Annotated in this window: 18 protein-coding genes and 3 pseudogenes; 5 read left to right on the top strand and 16 right to left on the bottom strand. The window is 72.7% G+C overall.

Translation table 11 applies throughout. The features are described 5' to 3' along the window. Window positions 1-5 precede the first annotated feature (5 nt). The 5 genes and pseudogenes from KIF24_RS06235 to pepN all read right to left on the bottom strand — a co-directional run bounded on the left by KIF24_RS06235 (window position 6) and on the right by pepN (window position 5,479). On the bottom strand, window positions 6-1,019 hold the full coding sequence (locus KIF24_RS06235) for a DegV family protein (protein ID WP_221083225.1): 1,014 nt from the start codon (window positions 1,017-1,019) through the stop codon (window positions 6-8). Window positions 1,020-1,066: 47 nt separating this feature from the next. Further along, window positions 1,067-1,732, bottom strand: coding sequence for a histidine phosphatase family protein (locus KIF24_RS06230; protein ID WP_221083224.1), 666 nt, complete (start codon window positions 1,730-1,732; stop codon window positions 1,067-1,069). Beyond that, window positions 1,729-2,133 carry a ribosome silencing factor gene (gene rsfS / locus KIF24_RS06225; RefSeq protein WP_221083223.1) on the bottom strand — a complete coding sequence of 135 codons (405 nt, stop codon included), beginning with the start codon at window positions 2,131-2,133 and terminating at the stop codon, window positions 1,729-1,731. Before rsfS ends, KIF24_RS06230 begins: the two co-directional genes overlap by 4 nt. A 110-nt stretch (window positions 2,134-2,243) precedes the next feature. Beyond that, complete coding sequence (gene nadD / locus KIF24_RS06220) at window positions 2,244-2,840, bottom strand: nicotinate-nucleotide adenylyltransferase (protein WP_221083222.1); 597 nt, start codon at window positions 2,838-2,840, stop codon at window positions 2,244-2,246. Window positions 2,841-2,913: 73 nt separating this feature from the next. Next, window positions 2,914-5,479 (bottom strand): annotated as a pseudogene (gene pepN / locus KIF24_RS06215) (aminopeptidase N). A 70-nt stretch (window positions 5,480-5,549) separates the two neighbouring features. Between pepN and KIF24_RS06210 the strand changes: the two are divergent. Continuing rightward, a complete protein-coding gene (locus KIF24_RS06210) occupies window positions 5,550-5,768 on the top strand; it encodes a DUF397 domain-containing protein (RefSeq protein ID WP_221083221.1) in 219 nt (72 codons plus the stop codon). A gap of 14 nt (window positions 5,769-5,782) precedes the next feature. Here KIF24_RS06210 and KIF24_RS06205 read toward each other — a convergent pair whose 3' ends face one another. Continuing rightward, window positions 5,783-6,166, bottom strand: coding sequence for a hypothetical protein (locus KIF24_RS06205; protein ID WP_221083220.1), 384 nt, complete (start codon window positions 6,164-6,166; stop codon window positions 5,783-5,785). Window positions 6,167-6,460: 294 nt separating this feature from the next. On the opposite strand from KIF24_RS06205, the gene KIF24_RS06200 reads away from it, so the two are divergent. Then, window positions 6,461-7,705 carry a cytochrome P450 gene (locus KIF24_RS06200; RefSeq protein ID WP_221083219.1) on the top strand — a complete coding sequence of 415 codons (1,245 nt, stop codon included), beginning with the start codon at window positions 6,461-6,463 and terminating at the stop codon, window positions 7,703-7,705. Between the two features lie 26 nt (window positions 7,706-7,731). Here KIF24_RS06200 and KIF24_RS06195 read toward each other — a convergent pair whose 3' ends face one another. From KIF24_RS06195 to KIF24_RS06160, 8 genes and pseudogenes are all read right to left on the bottom strand, one after another. Beyond that, window positions 7,732-7,941, bottom strand: coding sequence for a hypothetical protein (locus KIF24_RS06195; RefSeq protein ID WP_221083218.1), 210 nt, complete (start codon window positions 7,939-7,941; stop codon window positions 7,732-7,734). A 32-nt stretch (window positions 7,942-7,973) separates the two neighbouring features. Then, window positions 7,974-9,424 (bottom strand): annotated as a pseudogene (gene obgE, locus KIF24_RS06190) (GTPase ObgE). Between the two features lie 94 nt (window positions 9,425-9,518). After that, window positions 9,519-9,773: a 50S ribosomal protein L27 gene (gene rpmA, locus KIF24_RS06185; protein ID WP_221083217.1), complete on the bottom strand. Its 255-nt coding sequence runs from the start codon at window positions 9,771-9,773 to the stop codon at window positions 9,519-9,521. 11 nt (window positions 9,774-9,784) lie between these two features. Then, entirely contained in the window at window positions 9,785-10,099 is a 315-nt protein-coding gene (gene rplU, locus KIF24_RS06180) for a 50S ribosomal protein L21 (RefSeq protein ID WP_221083216.1), read from the bottom strand. Window positions 10,100-10,264: 165 nt separating this feature from the next. Continuing rightward, entirely contained in the window at window positions 10,265-10,531 is a 267-nt protein-coding gene (locus tag KIF24_RS06175) for a hypothetical protein (protein WP_221083215.1), read from the bottom strand. Window positions 10,532-10,972: 441 nt separating this feature from the next. Next, window positions 10,973-13,945 (bottom strand): annotated as a pseudogene (locus tag KIF24_RS34325) (Rne/Rng family ribonuclease). A gap of 131 nt (window positions 13,946-14,076) precedes the next feature. Beyond that, window positions 14,077-14,796 carry a TIGR03936 family radical SAM-associated protein gene (locus tag KIF24_RS06165; RefSeq protein WP_221087205.1) on the bottom strand — a complete coding sequence of 240 codons (720 nt, stop codon included), beginning with the start codon at window positions 14,794-14,796 and terminating at the stop codon, window positions 14,077-14,079. Between the two features lie 99 nt (window positions 14,797-14,895). Beyond that, entirely contained in the window at window positions 14,896-16,881 is a 1,986-nt protein-coding gene (locus tag KIF24_RS06160; RefSeq protein ID WP_221083214.1) for a TIGR03960 family B12-binding radical SAM protein, read from the bottom strand. A 560-nt stretch (window positions 16,882-17,441) separates the two neighbouring features. Here KIF24_RS06160 and KIF24_RS06155 point away from each other — a divergent pair. The 3 genes from KIF24_RS06155 (at window position 17,442) to KIF24_RS06145 (ending at window position 19,737) form a co-directional block, all read left to right on the top strand. Next, a complete protein-coding gene (locus tag KIF24_RS06155; RefSeq protein ID WP_221083213.1) occupies window positions 17,442-17,822 on the top strand; it encodes a hypothetical protein in 381 nt (126 codons plus the stop codon). A gap of 454 nt (window positions 17,823-18,276) precedes the next feature. Then, window positions 18,277-18,804 carry a hypothetical protein gene (locus KIF24_RS06150; RefSeq protein WP_221083212.1) on the top strand — a complete coding sequence of 176 codons (528 nt, stop codon included), beginning with the start codon at window positions 18,277-18,279 and terminating at the stop codon, window positions 18,802-18,804. A 189-nt stretch (window positions 18,805-18,993) separates the two neighbouring features. After that, the gene (locus KIF24_RS06145) at window positions 18,994-19,737 is read left to right on the top strand and encodes a cryptochrome/photolyase family protein (protein WP_331461019.1); all 744 of its coding nucleotides are present in this window, start codon (window positions 18,994-18,996) and stop codon (window positions 19,735-19,737) included. Here KIF24_RS06145 and KIF24_RS06140 read toward each other — a convergent pair. Both KIF24_RS06140 and ileS read right to left on the bottom strand, forming a co-directional pair. Further along, window positions 19,658-20,356, bottom strand: a complete 699-nt coding sequence (locus KIF24_RS06140; protein ID WP_221087204.1) for a lysophospholipid acyltransferase family protein — start codon at window positions 20,354-20,356, stop codon at window positions 19,658-19,660. The genes KIF24_RS06145 and KIF24_RS06140 overlap by 80 nt on opposite strands. Window positions 20,357-20,451: 95 nt before the next feature. Further along, window positions 20,452-23,625, bottom strand: a complete 3,174-nt coding sequence (gene ileS / locus KIF24_RS06135) for an isoleucine--tRNA ligase (protein ID WP_221083211.1) — start codon at window positions 23,623-23,625, stop codon at window positions 20,452-20,454. Between the last annotated feature and the right edge of the window lie 249 nt (window positions 23,626-23,874).

The following is a 23,874-nucleotide window of genomic DNA, read 5'->3' as shown; positions in this document are numbered from 1 at the left end:
TCACCTCACCCCGGCCCATCACCCCAACCCATCCTTCCCCACCCCCGCTGATCCCACCGGGCACACACCGACCGTCGTCGATCATGCAGTCGTGGGCACCCGCACAACGGTCCTAACCGGACGAATCCCCAGCCACAACTGCATGATCGACGGGAGGGGGAGGGGGAACGGGAGGGGTGGCGGTGGATGACTGCGCAGGCTAGGCCGGGGCCGACGTGGGCGGCGACGGCGGCGCCGGCCTCGGTCACGTATGCGGCGTGCAGGCGGGCACCGAGCCGGGCGGTCAGCGCGCCGAGCAGATCCTCGGCTCGTCGCGGCGCGTCGAGATGATGCACGGCCAGATCCACCCGTGCGTCGCCGGCCGCCTCGGCCGCGAGATCGACCAGGCGGGCCACACCCCGGCTGGCGGTGCGCACCTTGTCCCGCAGCACGATGCCGCCGTCCGGCATGTGCAGGATCGGCTTGACCGAGAGCGCGGTGCCGAGCAGGGCCTCGGCGGCGTTGATCCGGCCGCCCCTGCGCAGGAACTCCAGCGTGTCGACGTAGAAGTAGATGCTGGTCCGCCCGACGGCCTCGACAGCCGCGGCGCGTACGCCGGCCAGGTCGGCGCCCCGCTCGGCGGCCCGCGCCGCGACGATCGCCGGAAAGCCGAGGCCCATGCCGCAGGAGCGGCTGTCCACCACCTGGACCCGGTCACCCAGCTGCCCGGCGGCCAGCTCGGCGGCGTCCACCGTGCCGGAGAGCCCGGCCGACAGGTGCACCGAGACGATGCCGTCCGCCCCGGCGTCCAGCAGTGCGCGGTAGGTCCGGGCGAACTGCTCCGGCGAGGCGCGGGACGTGCTCACCGAGACCCGCCGCGCGCGCAGTGCACGGGTGGCGTCCGCCGGGAAGGTCTCCACCCCCTCCAGACCTTCGACGCCGCCCAGCACCACGGTCAGCGGCACCACGGTCAGCTGGTGCGCCCACACCAGTTCGGCTGGAAGGTAGGCGGTGGAGTCGGTCACGACCGCGACGGGCATGTCCGGCACGGTAGCCGATCAAGCTGGGCGCCTGCCCTGTCCCGTCGTCAGACCGGCTCGGCGGAGACCGGGGCGGCGGGTGTGGCGGTGCCGGACGGGACGGCGGGAACGTCCATCGGGCCCACGTTGTGGGTGCGCAGGTGCCACCCGCGAAGGGAGTCGTGACGCAGTTCGGTCCAGTGACAGTTGCGCAACGAGCCGATGGTGCGCAGCACCGCATGATCCCAGCCGAGCAGTTGCCCGCAGCCCTGGCGGGCCGCGCCACCGTGGGTGGCGATCACCACCGTCCCACCGGCAACCTCGTCGGCGGCCTCCTGCAGCGCCGTGCCGATCCGCTTGCCCAACACGTCCAGCGGTTCGATGTCCGCGCCCGGGTCGGGGTCACCGGCCCGCCAGCGGGCGTACTCCTCGGGGAACCGCTCGGCCGCCTGGGTGAGCAGCAGCCCCTGCCAGCTGCCGAAGTGGCGTTCCCGCAACCTGGCGTCGGAGCGCACCGGCAGGCCGGTCAGCGCGGCCAGTGCGCCCGCCGTCTCCGCCGCGCGGCTCAGGTCGCTGGCGACGAGGGCGTCCGGGCGCAGCGCGGCCAGCAGTGGCGCGGCGGTCCGCGCCTGCTCCCGGCCGAGGTCGTTCAGCGACACGTCGGTCTGCCCCTGAACCCTGCTGGCGGCGTTCCAGTCGGTGTTGCCGTGCCGCCAGATGATCAGCCGGGTCACTCGCCCGATCCGGCGGCGGCCTCGGCGCGGGCGAGGTCGCGGTCGACGAACGGAATGGTGGGGCAGTCCTTCCAGAGCCGGTCGAGGGCGTAGAACTCGCGTTCCTCGGCGTGCTGGACGTGCACCACGATGTCGACGTAGTCGAGGAGCACCCAACGCCCCCCGCGCTCGCCCTCGCGCCGGACCGGCTTCGCCTTCTCGGGCAGGTCGAGCAGGGCATCCTCGATGGCGTCGACGATGGCCTGCACCTGACGCTCGTTCGGGGCCGCGGCGAGCAGGAACGCGTCGGTGATGGCGAGCCGGTCGCCCACGTCGATGATGACGATGTCCTGAGCCTTCTTGTCGGCCGCGGCCTGGGCGGCGGCAGTCGCCAGTTCGTGCGCGCGTTCGGAAACTGTCACCGTTCTCCTTCGATCAACCGTGCGATGCCTCCAGCCTCTCACACGCCCCGGAATCCCGACTTGCCAGTTTCAGTCGATAACAGGCATGAACCATCCCACGGCGGCCCAGATCACTCCCGGTAGAGCTGCCGCTTCGCGATGTACTGCACCACACCGTCCGGCACCAGGTACCAGATCGGCTCGCCCCGGGCGACCCGCTCCCGGCAGTCGGTGGACGAGATCGCCATCGCCGGCACCTGCACCAGGCTGACCGTGTCGGCGGGCAGGTGGGCGTCGGTCAGCTCGAAGCCCGGTCGGGTGACCCCGATGAAGTGGGCCAGCTCGAAGATCTCGTCGAGGTCCTTCCAGCTCAGGATCCGTTCCAGGGCGTCCGCACCGGTGATGAAGAACAACTGTGCCTTCGGACCGTACCGGGCGCGCAGGTCGCGCAACGTGTCGACGGTGTAGGTGGGGCCGCCCCGGTCGATGTCCACCCGACTGACCTGAAACCGAGGGTTCGACGCGGTGGCGATCACCGTCATGAGGTACCGGTCCTCGGCCGAGCTGACCGGGACGTCCGCCTTCTGCCACGGCCGCCCCGTCGGCACGAAGATCACTTCGTCGAGCCCGAAGCGGTCCGCCACCTCGCTCGCCGCCACGAGGTGCCCCTGGTGGATCGGATCGAACGTGCCGCCCATGATCCCGATCCGCCGGATGTCTTCCTCCACCACATGATCCTAATCCCGGTCTGCCGCGCGCGGGCCGGGCCGCCACCCTCCGCGGCCGGGCGACCACCGCGCCTCAGGCGGTCGTGGCGGCCACCGCCGTCCGCGCCACCAGGGCCCGCCGCAGGTCGTCGTCGGCGTCGGTGACCACCCGGCGAAGGCCGGGCGTGAGGTCGTCGCGGGCCAACAGCGCCGCGGCCGCCTCCCGGGTCGGCTGGGAGACGGCGTGGCGGGGGAAGGCGAGCTTGGCGACCTCGTCGGCCACCCAGGGCGTACGTAGCCGCGCGGCGGCCGGCATGTCAGCGAAGTAGCGCGCCACGTAGCCGGCGGTCAGCTCCACCTGCTCCGGATGCCAGAAGCCCTCCGCCGTCGCCTCGATCAGCCGGTTGGACAACTCCGTGTTGGACACGATGATCTCCCATGCGGCCTGCTTTGCGGCCGGATCCGGCAGCGCGGCCCGGCAGCGGGCGGCGCGCTGCGCACCGGCGGCGCTCGGGTCGGCGGTCGCCTCCGCCGCGATGTCGGGCTCCCGGCCCCGCCCAGCACCACCAACCGGCCGAGGATCGCCCACCGGAGTTCGGTGTCGACGGCCAGCCCGGGTGGCACGTCCCGGCCGGCGAGCCAGCCGACGAGCAGGTCGGCGTCGGTGGTCGCGGCGATCAGTCCCGCGCCGCGGCCAGTTGCCGCGACTGCCCCGGTGCGGCGTCGTCGAGGAGCCGGCGACAGGACTCCGCCAGCCGGGCCAGGGCGCCCTGCCGCGCCAGCGGGTCGAGGTAGCGATCGACCAGCGAACGGCTCAGGACCAACACATCCTCGATGATGATCACCTCAGTCTCGACCGGTAGCGCCGCGACGATCAGGTCCACCACCCCCGCGACCGGCCGCTCACCGTCGGTGGCCGCGTCCAACGCCTCGCCCCAGAGCAGGGCGCGGGTCAGCGGGTCGGCCAGGCGGGGCAGCAACAGCGACACCGCGTCGGCCGAGGCGGCGTCGAGGCGGATCTTGGCGAAGGTCAGGTCACCGTCGTTGGGCAGCAGGACCGCCGCCGCCGGCTCACCGGCCAGCCCGACGAGCGGCGTGCGGCCACCGTCGGTCTTCGGTTCGAGGTCGACCTCGAAGCGGTCGGCGGCGCCGTCCAGGGCATAACGCCCCACGCCGATGCGGTGCGGGCGCAGCACCGGGTGCGTCGCGGGCGCGGTCTGCGCGATGGCGGCCTCGGTGTAACGGCCCTCGGCGTCCACGGCCACCTCGGCCCGCAGCGTGTTGACCTGCGCGGTACGCAACCAGGCCGCCGCCCAGTCGCTCAACTCCCGGCCGCCCGCGGCGCTACCTTGGCTCGCGACTGCGGGGCTCGCAAGCTCACCCCTCGCGCTCGCGGCGCCCAGGCTGTCGAGGAGGTCGGCGAGGGTGGCGTTGCCGAAGCGGTGCCGGGCGAAGTGGTCGTTGAGGCCGGCCAGGAACACCTCGTCGCCGAGCCACGCCACCAACTGCCGCAGCACGCCGGCGCCCTTGGCGTACGAGATGCCGTCGAAGTTGAGCAGCGCCTCGGCGGCGTCGGCCACCCGCTCCGGTGCCACCGGATGGGTGGAGGGGCGCTGATCGGCCGCGTACCCCCACGCCTTGCGGCGCAGCGCGAAGGTCGTCCACGCCCGGTCGAACCGGGTCGCCTCGGCGGTGACCCGGGTGCCCAGGTACTCCGCGAACGACTCGTTCAGCCACAGGTCCTCCCACCAGCGCATGGTGACCAGGTCACCGAACCACATGTGCGCCATCTCGTGGGCGATGGTGGTGGCCCGAAGCTCGCGTTGGCTGTCGGTGACCGCCGACCGGAAGACGTAGTCGTCGCGGAAGGTGACCAGGCCCGGATTCTCCATCGCGCCGGCGTTGAACTCGGGCACGAACGCCTGGTCGTACTTGCCGAACGGGTAGCGCTCGTCGAACAACTGGTGGAACCGGTCGAGGCACTGTCGGGTGACGGTGAAGATCTCCTCCGCGTCGGCGTCCAGGTGCTCGGCGAGCGAGCGCCGGCAGTACACCCCGAGCGGGATCCCGTCGTGGTTGTCCCGGCGTACGTGCCAGGGGCCGGCGATCAGCGTGAAGAAGTAGGTCGCGATCGGCACGGTGGGGGCGAACTCCCAGCGCCCCGGGGCCGGGCTGGCGGCCAGTTCGGCGTTGGCGGCCACCGTCCACGGCTCCGGCGCGGTGACCGAGAGGGTCACCGGCGCCTTCAGGTCGGGCTGGTCGAAGGCGGCGAAGAGGCGCTGCACGTCGTCCAGGAAGGACATCGCGTACAGGTAGGTCTCCCCGTCGGCGGGGTCGACGAAGCGGTGCATCCCCTCGCCGGTGTTCGTGTACGCCATCTCCGCGTCGACGGTCAGCGTGTTCTCCTCGGCCAGCCCGGTCAGCGGCAGCCGGTTGTCGTCCAGCGCGGCCGGGTCGAGGTCGGCGCCGTTGAGCCGTACCGCCAGTAGTCTCGCGGGCTTGACCTCGACGAAGGTCTGCGTGGCGGTGGCCCGGAACCGGATCGTGACGTGCGAACGAAATCGCTCACCGCCGCCGGTCAGGTCAAGATCCACCTGGTAGGACGTGACGGTGATCGACGCGCCACGCGCGGTCGACTCTGCACGGCTCAGGCTCGGCATCCGCTTATCCTGCCCGATGAGGGAACGAACCGGCTTCCCCATTTCCCCCTGGCATCTGGAGGACTGGACCATGACAGCGCACCCCAAGGGTGACTTCGACCTCTCCCGGGCGGTCTGGCAGCGGGCCGAGGGCGACACCTCGGATGCGGCGGTGGAGGTCGCCTTCGTCGACGACCTCATCGGCATGCGCAACTCCGCCGAGCCGGACGGCCCCGTGCTGGTGTTCACCCAGGCAGAGTGGGACGCCTTCGTGGCGGGTGCCCAGGACGGGGAGTTCGACCTGGACTGAGCGCCGCCGCCCCGCTAGCCCCGATCACCGTCGCCCCAGCCGAGACCACCTGGCCCGGGTGCGTGATGGAAGCCGGGATGACCGGTGACGTCGACGCAGCGCTCACCGTCGGGCCCGAGCGCCCCGCAGAACAGCCGCTCCGCGCGCTGCCAGGCGTCGGCCGGCGACAGCGCGGACGCGCCGATCGCCAGCTCGGGGCGCAGCAGGCTCAACGCCTCGGCGTACCCGACCGCGACCTCGCGAGCGGCGACGAGGTCGGCGGCGGTGAAGCCGAGATGTGCGGTGAAGTAGCGATCCGGCCGGGACGGCCGACACGGCGGCGCCACCAACGGCGGGTCGTCGCCGTTGGACGCCCCGGCCATCCACCGCCGCCAGTACGCCGGCCTGTTGTCCCGCATCCGTCCTCCCCCGTTGCGCACCGGGCCGCCCGCCGCACCACGCGCCGGCCCGTGATCGAGCCGGAGCGCCCGGGACACCGCCCGGACCCGGTTGCGGGGCTGCTGGAAGACAGCAAACCAGGTTCACGCGGGCCTGGGAGGGGCCAGCCGGCGTACCCGACACCACCGCATCGGGCCGACTCCGCCGCTCCTCCGGCCGGACGAGGGTTCCACCCGCCCTGACCTGGGTAGAAGCAACCAGCAGCGGACAAGCCGGCCGGCCGGTGACGGCCGCGCCCGACAGCAGGGGGGCCGATGGCGACCATCCCGACGGACCGCATCCCGGACAGCACGCTGGCGTTCCTGCGGGCCGGCTACCGGTTCATCGGCGAGCGGTGCGAACGGTACGGCAGCGACATCTTCCAGACCCGGCTGCTGCTGAAACCGACGATCTGCCTGCGCGGCCGGGCCGCCGCCGAACTCTTCTACGACGCCGACCGGTTCGTACGGGCGGGCGCCATGCCCGTTCGTGGGCAGCGGACGCTGACCGGGGTGGGCGGGGTGCAGGGCCTCGACGACGAAGCCCACCACGACCGCAAGGCGATGCTCATGTCGCTGATGACCCCGACCGCGGTCCAGCGCCTCGGGCGGCTGTTCGCCGACGAGTGGCAGGCCCGGCTCCCCGCCTGGGAGGCGGCCGGATCCATCACCCTGCACGCCCAGATCGCCCTGATGCTGACCCGGGCGGTCTGCGCCTGGGCCGGCGTCCCGCTCGGCGCCGACGAATTGGACCGGCGTTCCACGGACCTGCAAGCCATGATCGACAGCGCGGCGGCGGTCGGTCCCCGGCACTGGCGCGGCCGGCTGGGCCGCCTGCGCGGCGAACGCTGGGCCGGCGAAATCGTCGAACGGGTACGCGGCGGCACGCTGACCGCGCCCGAGGGCAGTGCCCTGCGGGTGATCGCCGAGCACCGCTACGACGGCAGCCCGCTGCCCCGCCGGGTCGCCGCCGTCGAGTTGCTCAACGTGCTCCGCCCGACGGCGGCGGTGGCCCGGTTCGTGGTCTTCGCCGCCCTCGCCCTGCACGACCACCCCGCCTGGCGGCAGCGGGTACGCGGCGACGACGACGCCACCGAGCAGTTCGTGCAGGAGGTACGCCGTTGCTACCCGTTCTTCCCGGTGACCGCGGCCCGGGTCCGGCGCGCCTTCGACTGGGAGGGCTTCCACTTCCCCGAAGGTCGCCGGGTGCTGCTGGATCTCTACGGCACCGATCACCATCCCGCGCTGTGGCCGCAGCCGGAGCTGTTCCGGCCGGAGCGCTTCGCCGGTTGGCGGGAGGACCCGTTCACGCTGGTCCCGCAGGGCGGCGGGGGCCACCTCACCGGGCACCGCTGCGCCGGTGAGTGGATCACCATCGAGCTGATGAAGCGGGCGGTGACGCTGCTGACCGGCGCCATGCGGTACGACGTACCGCCGCAGGACCTGGCGGTCGACCTGAGCCGGATGCCGGCGCTGCCGGCCAGCGGGTTCGTCATCACCGACGTGCGCCGCATCCGCTGAGCGCCGCGCGGCCTTCGGCCGAGCCGTCAGGCCGCGACCGGCAGCCGCTTGACGAGGCGGACCCGGTCGAAGCCACCGACCTGGTCGCGGTACGCCGAGACCGGCTCGTAGCCGCAGGATCGGTACAGCCGGACAGCGGCCGGAGCATACGTCCCGGTCTCGACCGAAAGCTCGCCCTCCCCGCCGGCCGTCTCCTCGACCCCCCCGCAGGCCACCGCCCGGCCACCGACCACCACCGTCAGTCGTCCCCATTTCGGAGCGCACCGAGCTATTCGGCGTCGTCTCCGTCGTCGGGCACCCGCTCGACCTCGTCCGCCGGCCGCTGCCGGCGGGCCTGCGGGCCGCCAGCCGCTCGGCCGCGCCCGCACGGGTCGGCTGTTCCTCCAGCCGGACGTCGCGGCCCCGGGCACCCGGAACGAACTCGGCGCCGGCGTAGAGGGTCGGCCGCCAGTCGAACTCCCGCTCGGCGATGCGGACCAGGTCGCCGGGCTGGGCGCCCGCCCTGGCCAGCTGCTCCTCGACACCCAGCCGGGCCAGCCGGTCGGCGAGGTAGCCGACCGCCTCGTCGTTGTCGAAGTTCGTCTGGCGCACCCATCGCTCCGGTCGTACACCGTGCACGGTGTACGAGCCGTCCGCCGCCGTCTCGATGGTGAAACCGGCGTCGTCGACCGCCTTCGGCCGGATCACGATCCGCGTCGGTTCGGCCGTCGGCGTCCCCGCCCGCGCCTGCTCCACCAGCTCGGCCATCGCGAAGCCGAGCTCCTTGAGACCTTCCCTGGTGGCCGCCGACACCTCGAAGACCCGCAGGCCACGCGCCTCAAGGTCGGGCCGGACCAGCTCGGCGAGATCGCGTCCGTCGGGCACGTCGACCTTGTTCAGCGCGACCAACCGGGGCCGGTCGGCCAGACCGCCGTACGCGGCCAGCTCCGCCTCGATGGTGTCGATGTCGGCGAGCGGATCCCGGCCGGGCTCCAGGGTGGCGGTGTCGATCACGTGCACCAGCACCGTGCAGCGTTCGACGTGCCGGAGGAATTCCAGTCCCAGTCCCCTGCCGGTGGCCGCACCCGGGATCAGGCCCGGCACGTCGGCGACGGTGAAGGTGTGGTTGTCGGCCCGGACCACGCCCAGGTTCGGCACCAGGGTGGTGAACGGGTAGTCCGCGATCTTCGGCTTGGCCGCGGAGATCACCGAGATCAGCGACGACTTACCGGCCGAGGGGAAGCCTACCAGGCCGACGTCGGCGACACTCTTCAGCTCCAGCACCACGTCCAGCTGCTCGCCCGGCTCGCCCAGCTCGGCGAAGCCGGGGGCCTTGCGGCGGGCGTTGGCCAGCGACGCGTTGCCCCGGCCGCCTCGCCCGCCCCGGGCCACCTCGAAGGTGGTGCCGGCGCCGACCATGTCGGCCAGCACGGTGCCGTCGGCAGTCTGCACCACGGTGCCGTCGGGCACCTTGAGCACCAGGTTCTGGCCGTTCGCGCCGTCCCGGTTCGACCCCGCGCCGCCCTTGCCGTTGTCCGCCTTGACATGCGGCCGGAAGTGGAAGTCGAGCAGGGTGGTCACCTGCGGGTCCACCATCAGGGACACGCTGCCGCCGTGCCCGCCGTTGCCGCCGTCGGGCCCGCCGAACGGCTTGAACTTCTCCCGGTGGATCGAGACACAGCCGTGCCCCCCATCGCCGGCCTGCAGGTGCAGGACGACCCGGTCAACGAACGTCGCCACGGACGTCAATCCTTCCAGCGAGGACGAGCCCCCGCGTGAGAAAAGGCGAAGCGGGCCGGGACACCAGGTCCGCGGCCCGCTTCGCCGAAGTGAGTTACTGCTGCGGCACGATGCTGACGGTCTTGCGACCGCGCTTGGTGCCGAACTGGACCGCACCGGCGGCCAGCGCGAAGAGCGTGTCGTCGCTGCCGCGGCCTACCTGGTCACCGGGGTGGAACTTGGTGCCGCGCTGCCGGACGATGATCTCGCCCGCGCCGACGACCTGACCACCGAAGCGCTTCACGCCGAGCCGCTGTGCCGCGGAGTCACGGCCGTTACGCGAGCTGGACGCACCCTTTTTGTGAGCCATCTGAGGACGACCTACTTCCCGCTGGAGATGCCGGTCACCTTGACCTGGGTCAGCGGCTGGCGGTGACCCTGGCGCTTGTGGTAGCCGGTCTTGTTCTTGAACTTGTGGATCCGGATCTTCGGGCCCTTGGTGTGCGCGGCGATCTCACCGGACACCTCGACCTGAGCGAGCTTCGCCGCGTCGGTCACCAGGTCGTCACCGTCGACGAGGAGCACCGCGGCGAGCTTCACCGCGTCGCCGGGGGTGCCGGCGAGCTTCTCGACCTCGATCACGTCGCCTTCGGCGACCTTGTACTGCTTGCCGCCGGTCTTGACGATCGCGTACATCGGAGGCGGACTCCCTGTCGTTGAGGCTGCTGGCGGTCGTCCCCGCGGCGGCTCGCCGGGTAGCAGAAGCACGGCGGCGCGGGCACGCGAGAACTCGGCACACCAAAGTGCGCCGCAGGCCAGCGTACGGCATGGTCGGGGTGGAACCCAAACCGGGCCGGCCGGTCAGCGGGCGCAGAGCTGGTCGAGGCGCTGCTGGAGCTGGTCGAGCGAGGTGTCCTCAAGTGCTTCGATGTCGGTGCCGAGCCGGCCGACCTCGGCCGCCAGGTCGGTCAACAGCGTCTTGAGCTGCGGATCGTCGGCACGGCTCGACTGCTCGCGGAGCGCTCTGCCCCAGCCGGCCAACGCCGCCTCGGCCCGCTCGCCGGCCGCCGTGGCAGCCGCCGGGTCACCCGCACCGGTCGCCGCGAGCATGGCACCGAGTTGCTCCACGTATTTCTTCCCCGCGTCGCCGCTGGCCTGCTGGGCGGCGGCGCAGACCGCCAGGGCGTTGCCGCCCGCCGCGCCCGGCGCCGGTGTCGCGACCGGGGCGTCGGGGTGGGCCTCGCCGGGGCGAGGGTGGCCTCGATGCGCGTCGTGGTCGTCACCGTCGGATCGCCCGCCTCCCGCCGCTCGGCGGAACAGCCGGCTCCGGCGAGCAGCACGGCGGCGACCGCGGTCACCGCGAGCAGACGGCGCGTCATCGTTGCCTCCCTGGCGACGGGCAGCGGCCCGCCCGGCACCTGCGGGTCAGGCGCCGGCCGTCGCCGCTGTCGACCATACGGGAAGGCCCCTCCCGGCGGACGTCGCCGCCGCGAGGGCCCTGCTCCCCGCGACCCACCAGCCCGGCCCCGGTCGTCCGGGGCCCGCCTGCCGGCTAGCCGGGTCAGCCGGTCAGGGCCGGGTACGCCGGCGCGCTCCGCCACGACGGGACCGACGCCGGCCGGTGCCGCCCTCCTCGTCCTCGCCGAGCGCGTCCGGGTCGTCCGGCGCGGCCAGCCGGGCGGACTCCCCGCTGGCTGTCGGCGACGTCCGGGGCGGCCGCGGTGTCGGTCTCGTAGCGGGACAGGTCGTAGCCCATCGTGTCGTCCAGGTCGGCGTCGGTGGTGCTCGTCGTGTCGGTCTCGGTGACCTCCACCACGGTCCGCTCGGCCGGGGCGTTCTTGCGGGCCCGGCGCCGGGACGAGCCGGTCGGCTGCTCGGTCGCCGGGACGCCCACCGAGGCGACCGCCTTGACCTTCTCGGCGCCACCGGAGCGCGGCTTCTCCGGCACCGGCTCGGTGTGGATGATCAACCCCCGGCCCTTGCAGCAGTCGCAGGTCTCGCTGAACGCCTCCAGCAGCCCGGCACCGATCCGCTTACGGGTCATCTGCACCAGGCCCAGCGACGTGATCTCGGTGACCTGGTGCTTGGTGCGATCCCGCCCCAGGCACTCGGTCAGCCGGCGCAGCACCAGCTCCCGGTTCGACTCCAGCACCATGTCGATGAAGTCGATCACCACGATGCCGCCGATGTCCCGCAGCCGCAGCTGCCGGACCATCTCCTCGGCCGCCTCCAGGTTGTTGCGGGTGACCGTCTCCTCCAGGTTGCCCCCGGCACCGGTGTACTTGCCGGTGTTGACGTCGACCACGGTCATCGCCTCGGTCCGGTCGATCACCAGGTGACCGCCGGAGGGCAGGAAGACCTTGCGGTCGAGCCCCTTGAGGATCTGCTCGTCGATCCGGTACTCGGCGAAGACGTCCGCGGTGCCGACATGCCGCCGCAGCCGCTCGACCAGGTCCGGCGACACGTGCGACAGGTACGAGTCGACCATGTCGTACGCCTCGTCGCCCTCGACCACCAGGTCGCGGAAGTCCTCGTTGAACAGGTCACGGACCACCCGGATCACCAGATCCGGCTCCTCGTAGAGCAGCACCGGAGCGCCGCCCTCGGCGGCCTTGTCCTGGATGTCGTCCCACTGCGCCTGGAGTCGCTTGACGTCCCGCTCCAACTCGTCCTCGCTGGCCCCCTCGGCCGCGGTCCGGACGATCACCCCGGCGCCGTCCGGGACCAGCTTCTTCAGCACGTCGCGCAGCCGCTTGCGCTCGGTGTCCGGCAGCTTGCGGCTGATCCCGGAGGCGTTGCCGCCGGGCACGTAGACCAGGTGCCGGCCGGAGAGCGCGATGTGGCTGGTCAACCGGGCCCCCTTGTGCCCGATCGGGTCCTTGGTCACCTGCACCAGCACGGAGTCGCCGGACCGGAGGGCCTGCTCGATCGAGCGGGCCCGTCCCTCCAGACCGGTGGTGTCCCAGTTGACCTCGCCGGCGTACAGGACCGCGTTGCGCCCCCGGCCGATGTCGACGAAGGCCGCCTCCATGCTGGGCAGCACGTTCTGCACCTTGCCCAGGTAGACGTTGCCGGCCATGGTGCCGGCCGAGTTGCGGGTGACGTAGTGCTCGACCAGGACGCCGTCCTCGAGCACGGCGATCTGGGTGCGGTCACCCCGCTGGCGTACCGCCATCACCCGGTCGACCGCCTCGCGGCGGGCCAGAAACTCGGACTCGCTGAGGATCGGCGGGCGGGTCCGGCGCTGCTCGCGCCCGTCCCGGCGGCGCTGCCGCTTGGCCTCCAGCCGGGTCGAGCCGGAGACGCCCTGCACCTCGTCGACCGTCCGGCGCGGCTCCCTGATCTTCACCACGGTGGGGACGCCGTCATCGGCGGTGCCGTCGGTGTCGCCGGCCCCCGGCGGCGGCGCCGGCGGCGGCGGCGGGTCATCCCGTCGCCGCCCTCGGCGTCGTCGCCGTCCGCCTCGGTCTCGTCCGACTCGGCCTGGACGGCCTCCTCGGCCTCGCCCTCCTCGGCGTCCTCGACGTCGTCGGTGCCGCCCTTGCCCCGGCCCCGGCCCCGGCGACCACGCCGGCGGCGGCGCCGCGCGGCGGCGGTCTCCTCGTCGTCATCCTCCTCGGCGGCCTCTTCGCCCTCCGTGGCGGTCTCTTCCTCCTCGACCTCGACCGTCACCACGGGCTCGACCTCGCGTCGGCCGCGACGCCGGCGCCGCGTCGGCTCTGCCGGTTCCTCGGCGGTCTCCTCGGCGGCGGCGGCCTCGGCCGCGGCGGCACGGGCGACGACCTCTTCCGGGGCCATGAACAGCACCGTCGGCGCGGCGAGCGCGGCCTTGCGGCGCCGCGAGCGGGTCTCCGGAGCGGGTTGCCCGGCGGCCTCCTGGGCCGGCCCGCCGGTGCCACTGGCGGTGTCCGCGTCCACCGGCTCGGCGGCGCCCTCGGCCGGCAACGCGGCGGAGCCGAAGTCGGTGCCGGCCGCGGGTGCGGCGTCGGGCTCCCGCTCGGCGGCGCCTCGGCGACCAGCGGCTGCGCGGTCGGGGCGTCGGCGGGCGGCTCGGCCGCCGCGGACGCCGCCTTCTTGCGGCGGGTGCGGGTCACCTTGACCGGCGGCACCACGTCGCCGTCGGCGGCCTCGGCCTGCGCCGCGGCCAGCGGTTCCTCGGTGTCCTTCTGGCTGGTGGTGGCCTTGCGGCGCCGTCTCGGGGTCTTCGCCGCGGGGTCGAGGTCGCCGGAGACCGGCGCGAACACCTCGGCCTGCGGGGCTTCCCCGCTGCCGGCCGCCGCGACGCCGGGCGCCTCCACCGGGGCTTCGGTCTGCTCCGGCCGGCTTACCGGGGCGGCCCGGCGACGGGTCGCCCGGCGACGGGGGCGGGCTCGGCGGTCGACGCGGCCTCCAGGTCGGCGGCGCCACTCACGGCGCCGGCAGCACCCGGGGCGTCTCGGCCCCGCTCGCTGCACCGGCCGCACCGGTGGTGTTGTTCTCGGCGGTCTCGCCGGCCAGGTTCGCGCCGGTGCGTTCGCCGCCCTCGGGCTCGTTCTCGAGCATGGACGTTCTCCAGTTCTGGCTTCCCCGGGCGCGGGTGAGCGCTGCCACGCAGGGTTGCCGCAAAGGTGTTTCCCCGGCGCGCACAGGGTGCGCGACCGGCGAAGTCTGCCTGTCTGGACGCCGACCGTCGGTCAGCGCCCGCCGATGGTTGCCCAGTCGCGGTCCGCGTCCAACGGATCCACGATCGCACCCTGCGCGGTCAGCGTGCCCTGAGCCAGCCGGATCACCTTCGGGGCCACCGGCGGCTCCAGGCCGGCCACCACGCGGAGGCCGGAAAGGACGTCATCGGGCCGTACGGACGGGGTGACCTGCCGCACGACCAGTTCGAGTATCGCACACGGTACGGCCGGGTCCCCGGAAGGCGTCGCCGTCGGCACAAGGGCATCGATGCTTATGACTGCCGCCCGCGCGTCGAAGGTCCGCCGTCCCTGCTTGGTCATCCGCTCGACCAGCACCTCGTCGGCGGCGGTGAAGACCTCGACGGCCTTCGCCACCCCGTCGGGATCCAGCTGAGGCAGCTCGATCCGCCAGTGGGAGGCCTCGATCCGGTCCGCCAGGCCGGTGCCGCTGGCCACCACGGCGTCGAGCACGTCGAGACCGGGCGAGAGCGCGGCGTCCAGCGCGGCGCGCAGCTGCTCCGGCTCGACCGGCTCGCGCAGGCCGATCTCCAGGTACTCCGCCTCGCTCGCCACTCCGGTAGGCGCGGCGCTGGCGTACGAGATCTTCGGATGCGGGGTGAAGCCCTGGGAGAATGCCACCGGCACGCCGGCCCGGCGCAGGGCCCGCTCGAAGGCCCGGGCGAAGTCGCGGTGCGACGTGAACCGCAGCGGGCCACGCTTGGCGTACCGGATCCGGATGCGCTGGACGACCGGCGCCTGGCCGCCTTCGGGCTGTGGTTTCCTACTGATGGTCGCGCTCCTCGGTGTCGGGCCCCACCCGCGGCCCCGGGTTCACTGCTGGGTGCCGGCAGCGAGCTTCGACCCGTTGACCGGGGTCAGCGGGAGCAGCTTCCGGCCGGTCGGGCCGATCTGGATCTCGGTGTCCATGGTCGGGCAGACGCCGCAGTCGAAGCACGGCGTCCACCGGCAGTCGTCCTGCTCGTACTCGCTGTGCGCGTCCTGCCAGTCCTGCCAGAGCCAGTCCTTGTCCAGGCCCGAGTCCAGATGGTCCCAGGGCAGGACCTCCAGCTCGTCGCGCTCCCGGGTGGTGTACCAGTCGAGGTCCACCCCGAAGCCGGGCAGCACCTCGCCGGCGGCGTCCACCCAGCGCTGGTACGAGAAGTGCTCGCTCCAGCCGTCGAACCGGCCGCCGTTCTCCCAGACCCGGCGGATCACCGCGCCGACCCGGCGGTCACCCCGGGACAGCAGGCCCTCGATCAGCGAGGGCTCGCCGTCGTGATAGCGGTAGCCGATCGCTCGGCCCAGCGAACGGTCCGCGTTGATGGCCTGCTTGAGCAACCTGAGCCGGTGGTCGATGACCTCCGGCCGATCCATCGCGGCCCACTGGAACGGAGTGTGCGGCTTCGGCACGAACCCGCCGATCGAGACCGTGCAGCGGATGTCCTTGGAGCCCGTGGCGGCCCGACCGGCCCGGATGACCTCGTGCGCCATGTCCGCGATCTCCAGGACGTCGGCGTCGGTCTCGGTCGGCAGGCCGCACATGAAGTACAGCTTCACCTGCCGCCAACCGTTCGTGTACGCGGTCACCACGGTGCGGATGAGGTCGTCCTTCGACACCATCTTGTTGATCACCTTGCGGATCCGCTCCGACCCGCCCTCCGGTGCGAAGGTCAGACCGGTCCGCCGGCCGTTACGGGACAGCTCCTGGGCCAGCTCGATGTTGAACGCGTCCACCCGGGTCGAGGGCAGCGAGAGCGAGACGTTGGTGCCCTGGTACTGCTCGGCCAGGCCGGAGCACATGTCGCCGATCTCGGAGTGGTCCGCCGAGGACAGCGACAGCAGGCCAACCTCGTGGAAGCCGGAGAACTCGAGTCCCTGCTGCACCATCTGCCCGACCGTGGTGATGGACCGCTCGCGGACCGGACGGGTGATCATGCCGGCCTGGCAGAACCGGCACCCCCGGGTGCAACCCCGGAAGATCTCCACCGCGTACCGCTCGTGCACCGTCTCGGCCAGCGGGACGAGGGGCTTGCGCGGGTACGGCCAGGCGTCCAGGTCCATGGTCGTGCGCTTGTGCACCCGGAACGGCACGTCGGCCCGGTTGGGCACGACCCGCTGGATCCGGCCGTCGGGCAGGTAGTCCACGTCGTAGAAGCGCGGCACGTAGACACTCTCGGTACGCGCCAGCCGCAGCAGCAGTTCGTCCCGGCCACCCGGGCAGCCCTCGGCCTTCCACTCCCGGACGATCGCGGTGATCTCCAGGACCGCCTCCTCGCCGTCGCCGAGCACGGCGGCGTCGACGAAGTCGGCGATCGGTTCGGGATTGAACGCGGCGTGCCCGCCTGCGACGATCACCGGGTCGGCGTCGGTGCGGTCGGCCGCGAGCAGCGGGATACCGGCCAGGTCGATCGCGGTGAGCAGGTTGGTGTAGCCCAGCTCGGTGGCGAACGACACGCCAAAGAGGTCGAAGTCACGGACCGGTCGGTGGGCGTCGACGGTGAACTGCGGCACGCCGTGGACGCGCATCAGGTTCTCCAGGTCCGGCCAGACCGCGTACGTCCGCTCGGCGAGCGTGTCCGGCAGTTCGTTGAGCACCTCGTAGAGGATCTGCACGCCCTGGTTGGGCAGGCCGACCTCGTACGCGTCCGGGTACATCAGCGCCCAGCGGACGATCGCCGCGTCCCAGTCCTTGACCACCGCACCCAACTCGCCACCGACGTACTGGATGGGCTTGGTCACCTGGGGCAGCAGCGGCTCCAGGCGGGGCCACACGGAGTTGGCCGCGACCGGACGCGGTGTGGTGGACGGGACGCTCATGCTGCCCAAGAGTACGCGCCCACCCACCGTCCACCGCGCCACACCTGGCAGCCGCCTTTCCTACCCGCAGTCCCCGGTGGGCCGGCCAGCACGCCCTCGAACTGGTCGGGCGTCCGCCGCGGCCTGCTGCTCGCCGCTCGTGCCCGCCGATCGGCCCAAGGAGCGGACTTCGCAGCGGTCGCCCGGGCACCCCGCCCAGCCCGGCCCAAACCCGATGCGAGCCCGGCCCAGGCCCGGCGCAGGCCCGCTCTGCCGGCCCTGTCGAGCTGATAGCACCGACGGATCAGCGGACCAACCGGGCCGAACCAAACGGCCATCCCGGACGTCCGAAGCGCCGACGGCCGCGACGAGCCGGGGCTCTGCTGGTGATAGCACAAGCGGTTCAGCTCGACAGGGCCCGAACCCCTCGTCCCCGGCCACGGCGCCCGGGGCCCGCGGCCCGCGGCCCGCGAGGACCGGGAACGGCCGCGAGGACCGGGACCGCGGCCGGCGGGCAGCCGATTCGGCCCCGGTGGCACACCGGTACTAACCTCGGACCGGCGCGAGAGGAGATTGCCGCGATGCCGGAGCCGCAGCCGGGAGCAGACCGGCCGGTCGACGGGAGCCGTCCAGAGCCACAGCGGGACGGTGAGCCGGCGGTCACTCACGAACTGCCGACCGACCCAGCCGAGGCGCGTGACCAGCCGATTCGGCCGGACGACACCAGATCGGACGACACCCGGCCGGACGACACCAGGCCGGACGACGAGCAGCCCGCCGACCCGGCGCCGCAGCCACCGGTCGGCCCGCAGCCACCGGTCGGCCCGCAGGGCACCCGCGTGCTGCCCGACGCCCCGCACGAGGCACCGGCGCCGCGCTGGAGCGGCTCGGCCGCGGTGCCGCCGGCGCCGGCGCGCCGCCACGGCTGGGGCGAGTCGAGCGAACCCACCCCGCGCCGGTGACGCCGGCGCCCCAGCCGGAGCACCAGACCCCGGTCGACCCCTGGGCCGGCGTCGACACGAGCGGCTGGAACCTGCCCTCGACCGACTTCCCCGCCCTGCCGCCGACGCTGTCCTACCCGGCCCCGCCGCCGACCCGGCCGTACTCCGGGCCACCGGCACCTCCGATCTCCCCGGCACCTCCGATCTCCCCGGCACCGCAGCAGCCCGGTCCCTATCCGGTACAGCCGGCGTACCCGCCGCCGGTCGCCCGCCCGCCGGCCGGGCACGGCGCCCCGCCGGCTCCACCGGTCTCTCCGGCCGGGCGGCTGCCGACACCGGCCGGGCCACCGACCGCGTCGCCACCGAGCCGGCGGCGGGACAGGAAGAAGGCACGACCCGTCGCGCCGCCGCCCGGCTGGCAGGCGCCCCGGGGTACGTCCCGGTCCCGGTCCGCAGGCGGCGCCGCTGGCCCTGGGTGCTGCTGTTTACCCTGGCCTGCTGCTGCGGCTGCCCGGCCTACTACGGCATGCCGATGGCCAGTCAGTACCCGGCGAACGCCACGTTGCCGGGGCAGGTGGCCGATCTGCGACTGCGCGAGGACCCGCGCAGCACCCGCGACGCCCGGCGGTTGGAGACGCAGATGCGGCAGGCGCACTGGCTCGCCGAGGACACGTTCGCCGGGATCTACACCACCAGCACCGGCAAGCGGGTGACCGTCTTCGGCGGCACCGGCTTCCGGTTCACGCCGTCGGCGGACGCCGACGCCGAGATCGACCGGCTCACCGGCCAGTACGCCCTCGGCGAGGCACAGGTCGTGGAGACCGGCGTCCGGGGCCGACACGAACGCTGCGCCGTGGGTCGCGCCGACGGGGTCGGGGTGGTGGTGTGCACCTCGGTCGACCACGGCAGCATGACCAGCGCCGTCTTCACCGGGCTCTCCGTGGACGACAGTGCTCGACTCCTCGGCACCCTGCGCGAGCAGATCGTCACCACGGACGGTTGACCGGCTGAGCCCTTCTCACCCGCCGCGGCGCCCGACGGGGGACAATCGGAGCCATGCCGCGGCGTTGGCTCTTCGCCGACCAGTTGGGGCCGCACTTTCTCGACAACCGCCGCCAGCCGGTGCTGCTGATCGAGTCGAAGGCGGTCAGGCGATCTTCCTGCGCACCGCTTTACCCGGGAGCACCACCGGGTGCTGGTCGACGGCGACGAACCGGCCGGCGGACGGTGGAGCTTCGACTCCGACAACCGTCAACCCCCACCGAAGGGTGTCGACCGCCTCGACGTGCCGCCCCCGCCGATGCCCCGGGAGGACGAGATCGACGCCGAGGTCCGGGCCGATCTCGACCGGTGGGAGCGGGAGGGCATCCGGTTCGTCGGGCGGGACGGCCCGCGTCGCTTCCCGGTCATCACCCGTGAGGCGCAGGCCCGGTTGCGGCACTTCCTCAAGCACCGGCTGCCCCGGTTCGGCCCGTACGAGGACGCGATGCTCGCCGGCGACCCCTGGCTGGCGCACAGCCTGCTCTCATCCTCGTTCAACCTGGGCCTGCTCGACCCGATGGCGGCGGTCCGGGGCGCGGAGCAGGCGTACCGCCGCCACGGTGCGCCGCTGCCCAGCGTGGAAGGCTTCATCCGGCAGATCCTCGGCTGGCGGGACTTCGTCTGGCACCTGGACTGGTACTTCGAGCCCGGCTACCAGCGCCGCCGGCTACTGGGCGTTCCTGTCCCGCAACCGGGAGCGGATCCCGGGCAACGCCCGGATGGCCCGCACCATGGCCCAGCTCGACCGGCTCGGCGACATCGACGCGGTACGCGCCCAGGAGGAAAGGCGCTCCGTCAGCCCACCGTGACGTCGGTCAGCCGGCCTCGGGCCCGTCGGCGACCGGCGGGTGGGCGCGTGGCGGCGCGTAACGCGGGACGTACTCCTGGCCGGTGAGCTTCTGGATCTCGGCCATCAGTTCGTCGGTCATCTGCCGCAGCGACGTCCGGTCGTTGGGGCGCCCGGTGAAGTCCAGCGGCTTGCCGAACCGCACGATGATCTTCGCGCGGCCCGGGCGGGGCAGCCGGGCACCGATCGGCTGGGCCTTGTCAGTGCCGACCATGCCGACGGGGATGACCGGCACGCCCGCCGCGAGGGCCAGCCGGGCGGTACCGGTACGACCCCGGTAGAGCCGCCCGTCCGGGGACCGCGTTCCCTCCGGGTAGACGGCGACCAGGTCGCCGCCCTTCAGTGCCGGGATCGCCGCGTCGAAGGCGGTCAACGCCGCCCGACCGCCGGCCCGCTCGACCGGGATCGCCCCGAGACCGTTGAGCACGAACCGTTGAAACGCGCCCTTCGCTCCGGTGCCCTTGTAGTAGTCCGACTTCGCCCAGAAAGCCAGGTGCCGGGGCACCACGGTGCCGAGCAGCAGTTCGTCGGCCACCGACAGGTGGTTGCCGGCGAAGATCGCGCCGCCGCTTGCCGGGACGTGCTCCAGCCCCTCCACCGTCGGACGGAACGCCAGCCGCATCGCGGGGCCCACGGTGAGCTTGCCGATGGTGTAGAGCAGCGGCACTGGTCCTCCGGCGAATCGAGTCAGGTAAGCGGCGGTGTCACCGTAGCGGACCACCCCACGACGGCAGTCGTGAGGTGGGGCACGTCCGCCGGGTCTCAGACCCGGCGGACGACGACGGTGACCCGCTCGCCCTCACCGACCTCACCGACGAAGCCGTCGAGCCCGTCGGCGAAGTCGACGCTGTCGGCCAGCACCTCCCGGGCCACGAAGTCGCGGTACCCGGACACCGCAGCCCGGACCCCCTCGGAGGCCGACGCCGAGACCACGATCCGATCGGAGACGTCCAGGTCGGCGTCCCGGCGGGCCTGCTGCACCACCCGGACGAAGTCCCGGGCCAACCCCTCCGCGGCGAGTTCGGGACTGACCATGGTGTCCAGCACCACCACCCCCTCGCCGCCCGGCAACGGCGCCGAGTGCTCGGCGTCGACCGCGACCAGGCGCAGCTCGTACTCGCCGTCGGCGAGGGTGACGCCGGCGGCGACCGGGGCACCGTCGACCAGCTCCCACTGGCCCGCCTTGACCGCCTTGATCACCTGCTGCACCTGCTTGCCGACCCGCGGCCCGAGCGCCCGGGGCACCACGGTGAGCACCTGCCGGCAGTGCGCGGACAGCGCGCCGGTGAACTCCACCTCCTTGACGTTGACCTCGTCGGCGACCAGGTCGGCGAAGGGACGCAGCTGCTCGGCCACCGGTGTGGCCACGGTCAGCTTCGACAGCGGCAGCCGGACCCGCAGCCCCTTGGCCTTGCGCAGCGACAGCGCCGCCGAGGCGACCGAGCGGACGGAGTCCATCGCGGCGACCAGGTCGTGGTCGGCCGGGAACTCCGTGGCCTGCGGCCAGTCGGTCAGGTGCACCGACCGCTCGCCGGTCAGCCCGCGCCAGATCTCCTCCGCGGTCAGCGGCGCCAGCGGCGCCACCACCCGGCAGAGCGTCTCCAGCACCGTCCACAGGGTGTCGAACGCCTCCTCGTCACCGGCCCAGAACCGGTCCCGCGAGCGCCGCACGTACCAGTTGGTCAACGCGTCCAGGTAGGACCGGACGGTGGCGCAGGCGCCCGAGATGTCGTACGCGTCCAGCTGCGCGCCGGCCGTGGCCACCAGCTCGTTCGTCTTCGCCAGCACATACCGGTCGAGCAGGTTGCCGGCGGCGTCGCCGCCGCCGGCCGGCGTCGCCGCCGTCCTCCGCCTGGCCTGGTACCCGTCCGCGTTGGCGTAGAGCGAGAAGAAGTACCAGACGTTCCAGAGCGGCAGCAGCACCTGCCGGACGGCGTCCCGCACGCTCGACTCGGTGACCGGCATGTCCCCGCCCCGCAGCACCGGCGAGGACATCAGCATCCAGCGCATCGCGTCCGAGCCGTACGAGTCGAAGACGTGGTACACGTCCGGATAGTTGCTCAGGCTCTTGGACATCTTGCGCCCGTCCGAGCCGAGCAGGATGCCGTGGCTGAGGCAGTTGCGGAACGCCGGCCGGTCGAACAGCGCGGTGGCCAGCACGTGCATGGTGTAGAACCAGCCCCGGGTCTGCCCGATGTACTCGACGATGAAGTCGCCCGGGTAGTGGTGCTCGAACCAGTCGGCGTTCTCGAACGGGTAGTGCACCTGGGCGAACGGCATCGAGCCGGACTCGAACCAGCAGTCCAGCACCTCCGGCACCCGGCGCATCGTCGAGCGGCCGGTCGGGTCGTCCGGGTTGGGGCGCACCAACTCGTCCACCGCCGGCCGGTGCAGGTCGGTCAGGCGTACGCCGAAGTCCCGCTCGATCTCGGCGAGCGACCCGTACACGTCCACCCGGGGGTGGTTCGGGTCGTCGGAGCGCCACACCGGGATGGGCGAACCCCAGAACCGGTTCCGGCTGATCGACCAGTCCCGGGCGTTGGCCAGCCACTTGCCGAACGAGCCGTCCCTGATGTGCCCCGGTGTCCAGTTGATCTGCTGGTTGAGCTCGACCATCCGGTCCTTGAACTTCGTCACCGCCACGAACCAGGACGACACCGCCTTGTAGACCAGGGGCGTGTCGCAGCGCCAGCAGTGCGGGTACGAGTGGGTGTAGGTGTCCTGCCTGAGCACCACCCCCCGCTCCTTGAGCTGGCGGATCACCGGCTTGTTGACGTCGAAGACCTGCTCGCCCTCGAACGGCGGGACCAGCGCGGTGAACCGGGTGTGGTCGTCTACCGTGACGACGGTCGGGATGCCGGCGGCGTTGCAGGCGTTCTGGTCGTCCTCACCGAAGGCCGGGGCCAGGTGCACGATCCCGGTGCCGTCCTCGGTGGTGACGAACTCCGCGCCGAGCACCTGGTAGGCATTCGGCCCGGCCTGCTCCACCAGGAAGTCGAACAGCGGCGTGTACCGGCGTCCCACCAGGTCCGCGCCGCGTACCGTGCCGACCTGCTCGTACCCCTCCAGTTCCTTGGCGTACGCCGCCAGCCGGGCCGCGCCCACCAGGTGACGGACGCCGTCGCGCTCCAGCACCGCGTACTCGATGTCCGGGCCGACGGCGAGCGCGAGGTTGGACGGCAGCGTCCACGGGGTGGTCGTCCAGACGCCGAGCCGGACCGGCCCGCGCACCAGTTCCGGCGCGGACTCGTCGGCGGTCAGCTCGAACCACACGGTCAGGGTCGGGTCGTGCCGGTCCCGGTAGACGTCGTCCATCCGGGTCTCGGTGTTCGACAGCGGCGTCTCGCAGCGCCAGCAGTACGCCAGCACCCGGAAGCCCTCGTAGACCAGACCCTTGTCGTGCAGGGTCTTGAAGGCCCACATGACGCTTTCCATGTAGTCCAGGTCGAGGGTCTTGTAGTCGTTGGCGAAGTCGACCCAGCGGGCCTGCCGGGTGACGTACCGCTCCCAGTCCTGGGTGAACTCCAGCACCGAGGCGCGGCACGCCTCGTTGAACCGGGCCACGCCCAGGTCGAGGATCTCGGCCTTGCTGGTGATGCCGAGCTGCTTCTCGGCGACCACCTCGGCGGGCAGGCCGTGGCAGTCCCAGCCGAAGCGCCGCTCCACCCGCCGGCCGCGCATGGTCTGGTAGCGGGGCACCACGTCCTTGACGTACCCGGTGAACAGGTGGCCGTAGTGCGGCAGGCCGTTGGCGAACGGCGGCCCGTCGTAGAAGACGTACTCGTTGTTTCCGTCCTCGCCCGGGTCACGGGCGTCCACGGAGGCATGGAAGGTCTTGTCGGCCGTCCAGTGCTCCAGCACCCGGCGCTCGACCGCGGGCAGGTCCGGGCTCGCCGGGACGCCGCCGGCGTTCGGGTCGTGCAACGGATAGGCCATCGGGGTCGTTCTCCTCGCTGACGCTCACTGTCGTGGGTCTGCGAGGACGAGCCCGCTCCGGTACGCCGTCACCGGCGCCTCGGGTCGGACCCGCGGTACCACCCCGCTTGACGGCCAGGATCGACCGCCCGCTCGTTGGCCGGCTGTGACGGGCCGGACCCGTCCGGTTCTACTGAGCCGGTCACCCGGCCGTTCTTCCGGAGACTCCCCGGTGATAGCCGGATCATCGCCACCCCCGATCATACCCGC

The sequence above is a fragment of the Micromonospora tarapacensis genome (genome assembly GCF_019697375.1).
Lineage (GTDB): Bacteria > Actinomycetota > Actinomycetes > Mycobacteriales > Micromonosporaceae > Micromonospora > Micromonospora tarapacensis.
The sequence above is the reverse complement of the archived record's forward strand: the minus strand, read 5'-3'. Positions and strand labels throughout refer to the sequence as shown.